The sequence below is a fragment of the Nocardia acidivorans NBRC 108247 genome (assembly GCF_001625085.1).
GTDB classification, from domain to species: domain Bacteria; phylum Actinomycetota; class Actinomycetes; order Mycobacteriales; family Mycobacteriaceae; genus Nocardia; species Nocardia acidivorans.
Map to the genome: position 1 here is coordinate 131,996 of NZ_BDAW01000014.1, position 12,983 is coordinate 144,978.

General features: G+C 64.7%; 12 protein-coding genes. 2 read left to right on the top strand and 10 right to left on the bottom strand.

Features of this window, described 5'->3' with window-relative positions; all coding sequences use genetic code 11:
• The first annotated feature begins 57 nt into the window (after positions 1 to 57).
• Together NA10_RS08860 and NA10_RS35385 are read left to right on the top strand one after the other, a co-directional pair.
• The gene (locus NA10_RS08860; RefSeq protein WP_067565758.1) at positions 58 to 270 is read left to right on the top strand and encodes a helix-turn-helix transcriptional regulator; all 213 of its coding nucleotides are present in this window, start codon (positions 58 to 60) and stop codon (positions 268 to 270) included.
• Between the two features lie 36 nt (positions 271 to 306).
• Positions 307 to 1,068 (top strand): DUF2637 domain-containing protein, encoded by a 762-nt coding sequence (locus NA10_RS35385; protein ID WP_084514441.1) that lies wholly within the window; start codon positions 307 to 309, stop codon positions 1,066 to 1,068.
• Between the two features lie 64 nt (positions 1,069 to 1,132).
• On the opposite strand, the gene NA10_RS08875 is transcribed toward NA10_RS35385, so the two are convergent.
• The 10 genes from NA10_RS08875 to NA10_RS08920 form a co-directional block, all read right to left on the bottom strand.
• Positions 1,133 to 1,915 carry a hypothetical protein gene (locus NA10_RS08875; protein WP_067565767.1) on the bottom strand — a complete coding sequence of 261 codons (783 nt, stop codon included), beginning with the start codon at positions 1,913 to 1,915 and terminating at the stop codon, positions 1,133 to 1,135.
• Between the two features lie 15 nt (positions 1,916 to 1,930).
• Positions 1,931 to 3,388 carry a phage upper tail fiber protein gene (locus NA10_RS08880; RefSeq protein WP_067565770.1) on the bottom strand — a complete coding sequence of 486 codons (1,458 nt, stop codon included), beginning with the start codon at positions 3,386 to 3,388 and terminating at the stop codon, positions 1,931 to 1,933.
• 48 nt (positions 3,389 to 3,436) lie between these two features.
• Positions 3,437 to 3,823, bottom strand: coding sequence for a hypothetical protein (locus NA10_RS08885; protein WP_067565773.1), 387 nt, complete (start codon positions 3,821 to 3,823; stop codon positions 3,437 to 3,439).
• A gap of 29 nt (positions 3,824 to 3,852) precedes the next feature.
• Complete coding sequence (locus NA10_RS08890) at positions 3,853 to 5,292, bottom strand: hypothetical protein (RefSeq protein ID WP_067565776.1); 1,440 nt, start codon at positions 5,290 to 5,292, stop codon at positions 3,853 to 3,855.
• 33 nt (positions 5,293 to 5,325) lie between these two features.
• A complete protein-coding gene (locus NA10_RS08895) occupies positions 5,326 to 5,721 on the bottom strand; it encodes a hypothetical protein (protein ID WP_067565779.1) in 396 nt (131 codons plus the stop codon).
• An 86-nt stretch (positions 5,722 to 5,807) separates the two neighbouring features.
• On the bottom strand, positions 5,808 to 6,062 hold the full coding sequence (locus NA10_RS08900; protein ID WP_067565782.1) for a hypothetical protein: 255 nt from the start codon (positions 6,060 to 6,062) through the stop codon (positions 5,808 to 5,810).
• Positions 6,063 to 6,089: 27 nt separating this feature from the next.
• On the bottom strand, positions 6,090 to 6,914 hold the full coding sequence (locus NA10_RS08905) for a peptidoglycan recognition protein family protein (protein ID WP_084514442.1): 825 nt from the start codon (positions 6,912 to 6,914) through the stop codon (positions 6,090 to 6,092).
• A 29-nt stretch (positions 6,915 to 6,943) separates the two neighbouring features.
• Positions 6,944 to 8,509, bottom strand: coding sequence for a Gp37-like protein (locus NA10_RS08910; RefSeq protein WP_067565788.1), 1,566 nt, complete (start codon positions 8,507 to 8,509; stop codon positions 6,944 to 6,946).
• Positions 8,506 to 9,336, bottom strand: a complete 831-nt coding sequence (locus NA10_RS08915) for a hypothetical protein (protein ID WP_067565791.1) — start codon at positions 9,334 to 9,336, stop codon at positions 8,506 to 8,508. The genes NA10_RS08910 and NA10_RS08915 overlap by 4 nt, the downstream gene beginning before the upstream one ends.
• 33 nt (positions 9,337 to 9,369) lie before the next feature.
• The gene (locus NA10_RS08920) at positions 9,370 to 12,981 is read right to left on the bottom strand and encodes a phage tail tape measure protein (protein WP_067565793.1); all 3,612 of its coding nucleotides are present in this window, start codon (positions 12,979 to 12,981) and stop codon (positions 9,370 to 9,372) included.
• Between the last annotated feature and the right edge of the window lie 2 nt (positions 12,982 to 12,983).

Consider the following 12,983-nt stretch of genomic DNA (forward strand, 5'->3'; position numbering starts at 1 on the left):
TACAGTCCGAGTCGGCCGCGTACATTCGCGGTATGCACCGACGAGAGGGCTCTCCGGATGAGCGCAACTGACCCCGATACCTGGTGGACAGCGCAGCAGTGCGCCGACTACATCGACGTGAAACTGCGTACCTGGCACGCGTACGTCAACCGGCCCACCGCCACGAACCCAGCGCCCAAGCCGATCAAGAAGATCGGCTCTACCCCGGTCTGGGACAGCGACGAGGTCATCGCCTGGAATGGCCTCCGCACCGGAGGACCCATCAACTAGCTGGCCGCCACCAGCACCCGAAAGGAACCATCCCCGATGCTCACCCCTGCCCGGACAGCGGTCACAGGAACGGTCGTCATCATCGCCCTGTCGTCCGTGCTGTCCTTCGCGTCGCAAAGTGATGTAGCCCGGCGCTCCGAGGTCTCGATCCCCGTCCTCTGGCCGCTCATCGTCGACGGCCTCATCATCGTCGCCACCTTCGCCGTGCTCGCCGTCCGTGGCTCTGTGTACGCCTGGACGATGCTCGGCTCCTCCGCGTCGATCTCCATTGCCGCCAACATCCTCGACGCAGCCATGCCGCACGGACCGATGCCCGCATACATCGCCGCTGGCGTCGCAGCAGTGCCGCCCGTTGCATTGGTCGCGGTGACGCACCTGAGCGTTCACCTCGCGCGCCACACGTCAGCGACGAATCATGCCGCGTCACTGTCAGATCGGGCTGCGTCACCGGAGCCTGTCGAACCGCTGGCGCCGCTGGAACACGAGCCCGCGGAACCGTGGCCGGCTGGGGAAATCAGCGCACCCAGCGTCGCGCCCCGGCGCTGGGATGACGTATTGCCTGGAGTGCCGACCGATCAGCCCGCGTCCAGCGTCGCGGAACACTACGAGGAGCCGGACACGGACGAGCTGCCGGTAGTCGAGGACGTCACTCGCGAGCCGCGCGATATCGCCGAGGACCTGATGCGCGAGACGAACCTGTCCAACTACGCGATTGCCGAGCAGGTCGGCGTCTCGGAGGCGACCGTGCGACGCTGGAGAAAGGCGCTGCTCATCGCTGGTGTCGCGTCACGTCCGTAGGTGACGCACCGCCGAAACGACAAAAACACCCCGCCCGGAATCGGGCGGGGTGTCCGCTTTGCGCCTAGGCGGCTTTGAGGATCATCGGTGCGGTCGAGGTGCCGTCGGCCGCGATGTCGTATGCCTCGATCCAGTCGATCGCTGGGGACCGGAACTCCTGCTGGAACAACGGGTAATTGCCTTCCACGATCAGGCCGAACCTGCGGTTGGCCGGAGTGGCAGGGACGAGATTGCCGGAGTCGGTCCAGGAGAGCCCGAAGGTCGCGCCGTTGCGGTAGGCCGTGAAGGTGTTGCCGACCCGCCGGAGCTCGATCAGGTCTGTCGCCGCAATGTTCGTCGACACGGTCTTCTGCTGGGTTTGGCCTACTGCGCCGACACCGAGACCTGTGCTGGGCGGCACTCCCGCTGATGTGACGATCGCGCAGCCGGTCCCTGTCGTGACGACCAGCGAACAGCACACGGAGCCGGAGCTGAATGTGTCAGGCACCCCGAGGACGATCGCGGTCACATTGTCGGCAGCCGAGCCGCCGACGGGCGGAATCAGCTGGGCCTTGACGGCGTAGTTGTCCGTGGACAGGCGACCGCTGTTGCTCCCGCCCTGATAGCTCATCCATGAGCCAGCGCGCCCGCTGTTAGCGCCCATGGCCTTGAACATGGCGCGGTTTGACGCGACCCGTGCAGAGCCGTTCGCGTCGATGCGCCAGTCGCCGCCAAGCACCTGACTGTCAGCGCGGTTGAAGTCGTCTCGGTAGGAGACGCCGGTAGGCCATAGCAGAGCGTCGCCGCAGTAGACCTTCGAAGCCGCCGCGTCACCTGCGTAATACCTGGTGGGTGACGCGTCACCCATTCGCACAGGCATCGTTCACCCCACAATCACGTAGATGGTGCTGGAGGGTCGTCCGGTTCCGAGCGCGTCGAAAGCCGCCTGCGTCATCTTCAGGACCGTGAGCACCGAGCCGTCGCTACCCACCTTCGCGTCGACATCCTGTTTGCGTGCCGCGTGTCCGGCCGCAGTCGGTGCAGGCACAACCACGGCAGCGGAGAAGGTCTTCGCACCGCTGATCGTCTCCGCACCGGCCAGGTGGACCACGGTCGAGTCAGCGGCCTTGGTCGCCAATGCCGCTGTGTTCGCGGCCTGCGCGCGAGCGTCGGTGAAGTAGCGGTTCGTGGTCCCTTCCGGGACCGCATCAGTGGATCCGGGCGAGGGGCTGATTTCGGTGTACGACGAGCCGCCCCACCGGTACACCTTGTTCGAGTCGACAGCGATGTAGATCTTGCCCACCTCGCCTGTGGTGGGAAAGGCTGCTGTGCTGGCGCTTTCGATCACGTCGTCGACGTACGACGGCAGCTGCGTCGCAGGTACCTTGCCCGACGCGTCAAGGGCTGCATAGCCGTTCGCAGCGCCCCTGCGAGAAATTAGTTCGCGAGCGTTCAGGGCGTCGGTGATGATTCCCGAGGCAGCGAGCTTGGCTTGAGAGAGTGCGCCGTCGGCGATATGCGAGTTGGTGACACCGTTCGCGGCGAGGGACAGCGCCCGGTCAGCGCTCAGGTCGCCGCCACCGGTCAGTCCGCCGCCTGTGGCCACTGTTCGCGTGGTGGGTACTCCGCCAGCGTTGGCAGCGTCCTGCGCGGACTTGGCTGCGTCGGCCGCCGACTTGGTTGCGTCAGTTGCTTTCGCGGTCGCAGTGTCGCGTGCGGCGACGGATACGTCACGCGCGGCGACCGCATCGTTCTTGGCGGTTTCCGCGGCTGCCCGATCGGCAGCGGCGCCAGCGGCATTCGTTGCCGCTGCGCCTGCCTTCTGGCTGGCGGTGTCGCGTGACGCGTCAGCCGCGACGCGGGCTGCGACAGCTTCGCCCCGCGCGGTGACGGCTACGTCACGGGCTGCGATTGTTGTCGCCTTGTCGGCAGCGACTTGGGCTGCGTCCTTGGAAATATCGCGGACGCCGTCAGCCGCCAGTACCGCTTCGTCCCGGGCCGCGCGAGCCTGGTTCGCAGCAAGCCACGCTTCCGAGACGACGGCGGGCGGCTGCGGCTCGTATTGACCGAACAGCGGGGTGAGCCGGACCGGAGTTGCAGAGGCCGGGATGACACAGTTGCGCGGCGCGCTCCATTCGCCCAGGCGCAGCATCACTTTGGCTGGGCCAGGGTCGAGATCCGGCGTACGGAGTTCTCCGGCGATGATTGGGACTACGACGCGGTTGGGTGTCGTGACACCCTCTCCGTCCACGTCCGGGCTCAGTGTCGGCCGCCAGATTTCACAGACGCCGTTGACCGGCACATCCTCCAAGTCGTTGAAGTGATCGAAAAGGACGGTCACCGGTGACTCCTTCTAGCTGAGTGATGAAGCGCGAAACGCATTGAGGGGCTAGGGCGTCCAGGCCGGGTCGTCGGCCTGCACCGCTTTGATGAGGTCCGCGAGGAAGCAGCTGGTGCCGTCGAAATTCGAGCCGAAGATCATCGCCTGATCGGCGGTCGGGCCGCCGCTGTTGTGAAAGAGATGCGCGAGCATCAGGCGTGTCTTGACGAGCCCCGAGACGTGGGCTTTAGCGCTGGCGTCGGTCAGTGCTTCCGACGGTGCTCCTCCGGGGTTGTAGTTCGGGTCATCGGCTCTGATTGCTGTGTACAGCGCTCCGACTGCCTCGGAAAGGGCATTCGCTCCGCTGGTGCTATACGCGTCCCAGATCGCCTTGGCCGTACCGATGTCGTTGGCGCGGAGGAGGAATGCCTTCGTCTTGGCCAGTTTGTCTGCCATCGTTTCTCCTGCTGTGTGGGCGAGCGGCTCTACCCGAGGACTAGCCAGGGGATCCACTCGCCGGTCTTGATGCTCGACGCGGTAATGAGGTCGGGAATGGAGTCGCAGTCCTTGACGAAGCCGTAGATATTGCGTGGGAACACGCCTGGCGGCTGGTCGGGGCGGCTCTGCCGTAGGCAGGCGAGCGGGCGGTTGGATGTGCCGAACGAGGGACTGATCTGCAGGATTCCCACGGCGAAGATGTCACCCTGCTTCGCGGTGAATCGTGGTACCGGCAAACGGAACTGAGTGCCCGCAGCGGCGATCTGGTTCTTGACGTCGCCGCTGTCCCAGAATTTCGACAGGTTGCCCGAAGCGGGGTCCATCTTGAACACGGCGACGGCGAAGGCTTGCGGGTCATAGCCCCACCCGCCCCGGCCGGTGATCATGCCGACGGTGCCGTATGTGCGGTCGCGGGTCGCGCGGATGAAACCGAGTTCGAGCACGCGCGTCGCGGGCACGTAGTCGGGGGATTTGCCCTCGTCGCTGTTGGCGGGTGCATTGGACCCGCCGCTGACCGATGTCCAATTCACCAACTGCGAGAGCGGGAAGGTTGGGTCGTCGGCGGGGTTGATGTTCTGCCAGAGAGGGATATTCGTGGGGATGTCGGAGAAGTTCGGCTTGCCGTTCGCGGTCGTCTGCGCGTACGTCGCGACGCTCTGTGCCGATCGGGCGGTCTCCTGTGCGACAACCGCCGACGCTTGCGCCTCGTTGGCGGTCTTCGCGGTCTCGGCGAGGTTGCTGATTCCGGAGCGAGCTGTGAAAGCCGCCAGGCCCCAAGACCAGTTGGGGATGATCCCCTGGAATCGGGTTTCCTGCGAGAAGCCGACGCTGCGGTGCTGGGCGTCGACGGGATAGCCTGTGGAGTCGGTGTATTCGAGCGCTGTAGTGCGGTTGACCATCACTCGGTAGCTGGTTCCGGTGGCGATGACTTCGACGGTGTCGGACTCATTGACTCCGCGTTGCGCCTCTTCCCATTTGGTGAAGGTCCAGCTGTTGCCGTTGCGGGTTCCGCGCCCGAGTTGAATCCTGCGCTTCCAGACGTGCGCCACAACGAATTCCGTCATGTCAGCGTTTGCGCGCACGAACAGCGATGTCGGGCAGCCGTCCATGACGCCCTTGGGGTTGACGATCACTGCGACGGAGTGATCGTCATCGCTCATGGTCTGGGGGCAAATCGCATACCGGACACCGGTATTCGTGCCGCCGCGCAGGCGGGCGGCGTAGTCGATGATCCCGAGTTCCTGGCCCGCGCCTCCCTGAACCCAGCCGTTGCCAAGGACATTCGCGTCAGCTCGGTTGAAGTTGTCATGGAAGGTCGCGCCCATCGCGAGCCGGTTTTCCAGGTTGGAGATTGCAGTGCCGTGCGCGGAGGTGATGCCGAAGATCCGCTTCAGGAACTCGTCGACGAAGCTGCCGAAGATGGGCATAGGTTCAGGCGGAGGGATGAGTCGCTTCACTGGCTACACCTCGTCAGCGATGAGTTGCGGTGGGGTGGGTGCCGATTCGGCCTCGGGCTGGCGGCGCGCCCAGGCGAGAAGCTCGCGGACATAGTCGAGGGCGAGGCGGTACCGAGCGCGGAGAGCGTCGATCACGCTGTGTAGCTCGCGGACCTCGCGGCGCAGGCTGTCGACGTCGTCTCGGAGCGGCTGGACGATGGATTCGAAGTCGGCGCGTTGGGCGTCGAGCAGGATCTTCAGGCGCTCGTCGTCGACCCGCTGGCGTTCGATCTCGTCGTCAGCTGTCGCGTTGCGGGCGTCGACTTGGATGCGGGCGCGGGCGGCGTGCCAGACGCCGAATGCGCCTGCCAGAACGCCTACCAGCGTGAGAATGTCGTTGGCATATGGGGTGATGGACACCCTGCCTCCCAAAGGTTGGCAGGAACGACGGAGGCCGCCTCCCGAAAAATCAGGGGGCGGCCTCCGCGGCTGCGTTCGGTGAAAGGTCAGGCCGGGGGCTCTGCGAGCAGCCACGGCGCGAAGCGGGCCAGCAGCTCATTCACCGCAGGCAGCGCCATCACGCGGGTGATGCCCGCGCACGCGGCCAGAATGACCGCTACAGCACCTCCGGCGGGGATGCCGCCGGTGATAACGACGATGGGGATCAGCGTGGCCAGGGCGAGTACGACCTGGAGCACGGTGCGAGCGGTCGCTCGCCAGGGGTAGGCGGTCTGCGAGGACGGCACGGAATAGTCAGCCATGGGTGGCCTCCTTGAGCGGTGGGTTGATCAGGCTGCGAGCTTGGCGAGAATGGCGTCGAGCTTGGCGTCCAGCGCCTTGTCCCGGTCATCCTTCGCGCGCCGCCAGCGGTCGAAAGCCTCTACCTTGCGATCGGTTTCGAGAACGAAGCCGACGAGCGAATCGCGATAGTCGGACTGGCGGCCAAGCTCGTCCTTGTAGCGGGATTGGAACCTGTAGCCCAGTTCCTTGGTGACGAGGTTGTACAGCTCGTTCTGCTTCTCCTCGGACAAAGCCATCAGGAAGCCTCCATTTCGATGTTCGATTTGCGCTTGGACGTCCGCACGAAAGCGGTCCATGTCCATCAAGCCGGGGTCGGGTTTGCCCTGCTTGTTGATGCCGAGCGGGTTATCTGCTCCGGCCCATTCCTTGTGCGCGATAACGCGATCCGCGCCGTAGCCGAGCTTGCGGCAGATCGCGGCGCACACCTTCACGTACGCCCAATACTGGGCCGGTCCCCACCCCTCGCTGCCGCTGTTGGCGGCCTCGATGCCCACGGTGTACCAATTCGCGTTGTCTTCGGGCAGGCCGGGATACACGCCGAATCCGGCGTGCCAGGCGACACCGACGGCACACACGGTGACCGTGCCGTCCTGTGAGAGGTGGATCTGCGACAGCGGACCTTCGAGAGACGCTGTGCCGTACATGATTTCCGTTGCCGGGGTTCGAGAGCCGCCGGTGTGATGGCACACCACGCCCCAGATGTCGCGGAAGTCCCCATGCCCCCGCGTGCGCCAACCAGGCGCTTCAACAACATTCAGACCCTCGTCTCGCAAAACGTCTGCGAGCCAGACAGGGTCGCCCTTCCAGCCCATAGCGGGCCTCCCTTGGTTGGTGATCGGAATTAGCCAGTGCCGTTGGCGATGGCTCGCGAGAGACCGGCGAAGCCCTTCATGCGGTCGATGAGCCGTTCCCAGGCGTCCTTGACCTCGCCGTCGTCGCCGATGGTGATGAACTCGGTGCACTTCTCGTCGCGGGAGTCCTCGACCTCAACCGCAGAGATGTAGTCCTCGATGACCGTGCCCCGGTCGTAGAAGGTCATGATGTCGCCGACCTTGAACCGACGGCCGGAACCGTCGTCCTCGCCGAAAGAGAATCCGCGCCCGTCGATTCCGCCGGCCTGCACCTCGAGCTTCAGCGACTCGCCGCCACCGGCAGCCTTGAGCCCTGCCAGGCCCACGGCGAACGCATCGAGTGAATACGCGGTGGTGTTGTCGACGAAGATCTCACCGAATGCGTGCGGGCCGAGGTCTGCCTTGAGCTGGTGATCGTCGAACTTCTGGTAGGCGAAGAAGATATCGTCGAACAGATCGCCTACGAGGATGTCGCCGAGGGAAGCGCCGGGCAGCAGCCAGTTCAGCAGCGCCTTGATTGCCGCGTTCGCTGCCCACTCGACGACCTGGTTGACGAACTCCGGTGCCTTGCCGCCCACGATGGCCGAGTGCGCCTTGGGATGGCTTACACCGCGCGTGTAGTTGGTGATGTGGCCGGAGTCGGTGCGCCACTGCATCCAGCGTCGGTCGCGCTTGCGCTGGGTGTCGAAGATGTACCCGGCCTTCTGTGCCTTGCCCCACTGGTCCGGGTCCGCCAGGCCGAGGATGTTGCCCGGGTTCATGAACCAGAAGAAGTTGTCGCCAGACAGATCCAGGACGTTCTGCAGCCGGGCGAGTGAGTCCGTGTTGAAGATCCACGGCGACGGGCCATCTTTCGGCGTCCACAGATTGCAAGACAGACCGATGTCCGCGGCCTCGACGGTCGTTTTGTACAGCTCGTCGAGCTGGGTGAACCGGGCCGACACGATGCACAGCTCGGAGGTCAGATCGTCGATGGCCGCGAGGATGTCATCGAGGCTGTTGAGGTCCTTCAGCTGCGGCAATTCCGGAATCTCGTACCGGATCGGCAACTTCATGTAGACCGGCTTCTGCAACCGGATGACATTCTTCGCGAGAAAGTACTTGAACACGAAGTCTGCCGGGCCGAACATGATGTCCTGCTTGCCGGTCAGGCCGACCTGCACCTCCGGAGGGAAGAGCGGGTTTACCCAGGCCAGGATCGTGAGCAGCCAGTACAGGTTGGAAACGCAAGTGGCGGTGACGATCTCTTCGCCAGGCTTGCCCTCCATGGTCGCGGACATGACGCGCCCGTCCCATGGAATGCCGTTGTAGTAGGTCCTGATCGGGACGACATCGCGCTTGCACTGCATGAGTCGGGCTGCGAGCGGATGGTCCGCGCGAACCTGAATCGTGCCGGTGCCGGGCACATTCCAGAACCAACCGAATCTGGCCTTGACGTACGGGCCGAGCGGACGCGACTGGGTGCAATCCTGATTGAAGACGGTGATGTTGAATGCGGGCGGGGTCTTGGTGTTCGGTCGCCAATGCGGATTGGGTGGAGCGTAAGCGGTCGTCATGCGGCGGCTCGCTGATACTTCTGCGGTAGCCACACCTCGACGCGGCTCGCCGCGCTTGTGCTGACCGACTCAATGTTCAGTGGCACAGTCGTTTTCGAGGGGACGGGCTTGTACCAGGCCACGTTTCCAGCCTTGCTCCACACGTCTTTTCCGGTCGCATCCTTGATGTGCGGGAACTCCGGGTTCGTTTCAACCGTCCAGACTTCTCCTGCCTGAAGCTTGGGCAGGAGCACCTTCTCGGTATCGACGCCGATCGAGTACACGCCAGGGCCGGTGAGCTTCCAGAACGGCCACGCCTCGACGTCGCCTTCGTTGCGAAGGGTCTGACCGGCGAACTGATCGGGCGTGAACGCACGCGGATTGACCGCGGCTGCGTTCCACCAGGATTCGTCGGAGACGAGTACGGCCTCCTCTGTGCACCACCCCACGGTGTCGAGCAGTTCGAACGGCGGATCAGGCATTGATGTCTCCAGCCGAACGTATTGCCAGCGGTGTCCACCGCCGGGTGAGACGACGTGCCATTCGGCGAGATTCGTTCCATCGCCGAGGCTTTCGCGCCAGGTGCTCCACAGGTCGTATGCGTCTTCACCCGGAGCGACGGGGCCGACTCGAACGGTGATGCTGATCGTGTTGATGTCTCGGTTTGTGCCTCGGTAGGTGGCACCGGCTTGGCGGGCGTTGGCTTGCCGGACGTGAGCCATCGGCGCTCCGCCTACGCCCAGAGGAGCCTGGGCGAGGCGGAGCGGGCATTCGGGATTGCCGAAGCGCCAGATGGTTCGGGGCTGTCCGGGATACTCGACGCCGCGCAGCTCGTAGCGAACTGCCATTGCAGCTTCCCGTCTAACGAAAAAGCTGGAGCCCTAGAGCCCCAGCTGAGTGATGTTGATGTTCGCTTGGCGTGCCGCCGTGTCGATGTCGACCGATACCTCAACAGGATTGGGTTTCTGTGCGGCAGCTACGATTTCGTCGAGCTTCTCGCCGAGCGTCTCCAGCTGACCGTCCAGGCCGGGAATCGCCGTGTTGCCGGTGTCGAAGCCGACGAACTTGCCGGTGTCGTCCCAGCCGGAGCGGAGCGCGAGCGCGCTGCCCGCGAGGAAGCTAGCTGCCCGGTACGCATCGGAGAGCACTCCGTTGAGTCCCGCCGACTTGCCCGGCGTCGACAGCGGGATATCCCCTTGGTCGCCCTGTGTGAGAACGGCCCAAGAGCCGGTGTGCACTCCTCCGTCCCCGGAGCTGCCCACGCCACCGAAACCGCCATTCGCGAACGGGCTCAAGGAGAACCCGAACCGGTCAGCGACTTTGCGGAGGATGTCGGTGGAGCGCGCTCTTTTCGCTGCGGACAACGGGATGTACGCCTCGCCGCCGGTCTCCGGCTCCGCCCAGACGCGCATATCGCCGCCCTTGGCGATTTGGGCGACGTGGTTCTCCGATCCATCCGCGAAGAACCTCGCCTGGAAACTCGCTAGCGGAGTCCGCTCTACAGGCTTGCCTCCCAATGAATCTGGCCAGTTCGTTACGAACACACGAGACCCGTCAGTCGCGCCAGAGTCGACTGGAGTAGTCGAAGAGGGCGAGCCGCTGCCGTCCTTGCCGTCGAGCTTGCTCGGTGAACCAGCCGCACCGCCGAGATCACCACCCAGCGGAAAGAACGCGTGATCGGTGAACATCGGATCGTCCGCACCGGTCTTGCCGCCGATCACTACACCGTCGGACCCGTTCGACTCGAAATTCGTTCCGTCGGGAAAGGTTCCGGCGGTGTGCCCGCCTGCCGCGCCGTTCGTGGTCCAGCCGACTCGCAGCGTTCCCGCCGCGCCCTTGCCCAGCTGCGCACCGAGGCCAGTCAGCCATGAGCCCTCGGACGCGGTGGACATGCGCGAGTCGTAGGCGTTGAGACCCATCGCTTCGTTGATAACCGCCGAAACGAAGCCGGAGCAGTCCATCTTGTCGGGCGCGAAGCCGCCCAGCTCGTACCGAACTCCAGCCATACGCCTGGCGTATTCGGTCGCCTCAGCGAGATCGGACTGTTGGACAGTGGCAGGGGTGATTCCGCCTTCGGCGAAGCGGAGCAGGTCGTAACCGAACCGCTTCGCGACATCAGCGAGGATCGCAGTCGAGCGGGACCGTTTCGAGGCCGCCAGCGGGATGAACGCCTCGCCGCCCGTCTCTGGCTCCGCCCATTGCACCAATTGGCCTGTAGCTGGCTTGATTTCAGCGGCACCAGGGAGGTTGCCGTCCGCGTATCGAGCGAGGTCCACGCCGCCATCAGCCCTGGCTGTGCCGTCGGGCATGATGTACGGCCCCGGAACCACGCCCTTCGACGGGTCCAGGCCGGCGTTCTTCGTCGCCTGGATGGCAACGTCGCGGATCTCGTTCGTGGTGTACGTGGTGATCTTCTTGCCGTTGTTCTGGGCGATAAAGGCGTCCAGGATGCGCTGTGCGTCAGCGGTATTCGCGGTGACCTTCGTCGTCCCGTCTGGCAGGTTCTCGACCTTGTACCCGAACGCCTCCAGCTTGGCCTTGGCCTCCTCGGTCAAGGCTTTGACGATCAGATCCTTTTCGTCTGGGATCGCATCGACCGCGCCACCGAACAAGCGGGTCAATTCAGCAGAGTCCGCGGCTTGCTGTCCAGCGTTGCGGACAGATTCACGGATGCCGTCGATCTTGGGCTTCGCACTGTCGAGCGTGTCAGCCAGCGCGCGAGCCTTGTCGGCCGCGCCGTCGACCATGTCGCCGTACAGCTTTGTCGCGGAGCCAGCGCCCTCGATCGCCTTGCCCGCATCCTCCATGCCGGGGATGTGCTTGATGATGCCGCCCAGTTTCTCGCCGAAGCCTCCGAGCCCCTTCAGGACGACACCGAGCGCGTTGCCGATTCCCTCTTGCATGGACGCGAACGCGCGCAGGGCTCCGGAGGTGAAGGTGATCAGCCCATCCAGGCACGCCAGGCCCGCATCTGCCAGTCCGGTGAAAAACGAGATGATCTCGGGCTTGTGGGTCGAGACCCAGTCGGCGACCTTCGCGAGCGTCGGCCCAAAGGCTTCCCCGAGCGCAAGTTTGACGTCATCCATCGACATCGTGATCGAGTTCTGCGCCGCCTGGAGGTGGGAGGCGGCGTTGTCACCCATGGTGACCATCGCCTTCTCAGCGGCGCCAGCGACATCGCCGAGACCGGCGACCGCGCGGGAGGGGTCCCACTGGCCGAAAGTGTCGATAAAGTCTCCGGCGGTGTCGCCCAAGAGCGCCATGGTGACCTGGTTGCGCTCCAGCGGGTCCTTGATATCCCGGATGGCATCGAAGATCTTGTCGAATGCCGCCTCGCCTGTCGCGCCGCCTTCCTTGAGCTGGTCGAACAGCTCGTCAGCGGGCAGTGAGAGACCGGTGATCGCCTCTTTGATCTTGTCGGGCTCTTCGGTCATGCGACGGCCGAATTCTCGGATGGCGTCGCCTGCACGGTCGGCAACGTCGACGCCGTTCTCCAGGGCTTGCGTGATGAGGCCCATTGCGAACTTGCCGGTGAAGCCGGTGTTCTTCCAGCCGTTGGAGTATTCGCCGATAACGTCGAGCATGTCGCCGCCCGCGTCCGCGCCGCGCTGGTAGCTCTTGACGATCAGGTCGAAAGCTTCGCTCGTATCAGCGGCCAAGCCGTTGCGGATCAGGGCGCGGGTGGCCTTGATCGTGGCTTCCATGTCGCCGCCGATGAGATCGTTTACGGCGGTGATCTTTTCGACGAGAGGCTGCAACTCGGCCGAGGATTCCTCGCCGTTGAACAGGCCGCCCTTGATGCCATCCTGGATGGTCTCCATGTTGGCGTTGACCGACTCGCCCCACCCGTTCGAGAACGCATTGCCTGCGGCAGTGCCGATGATGCGCATGGTCTCATCGCTGACGCCGAGGCGGGCTTGGATGAAGTCCCGGTCCTTCTCCATCTGCATTCCGTCGCTGATCGCGTCAGCAAGCACCGCACCGGCCGCTAGGCCAACGCTGGCCACCCCGACCAGCGCCATGGCGATAGGGCCGCCTTTGCCTCCGAGGCCCTGGAGTTTGCCTGCGAAGCCGCCCACGAACGAGTCGCCCATGGATGAGCCCGTGGACGCCATGCCGGACGCTCGCTGGCCGAGGTTGCCCAGCGCGTCCGCTGCACGGGATGCCGCCTGCGACAGGCCAGCAGGCAGGTCAATGCGCCGCGTCGCCGAGGCGGCCTGTCCTGCTGACCGTTCGATTCGGTCTACGTCGCGAGCAGCGTCCCTCGCGGAGTCGCCTACCCGGTCGATGTCTCGCGCGGCGTTGCGCGCGCCGAGGCCGCCCCGTTCGATATTGGAGCCGGTGTTGCTGAAACTGCGGTCGATCTGACCTGCGGCCCGCTCGGCAGCGCCGCGCAGGCCGGTGAAGCCGCGCTCCGCGCTGTCGAGACTGCGTTGGAACCGCGTGTCGTCGAGGGTGAGTTCGGCATAGATTTCGCCGACCCTGGTTGCCATAG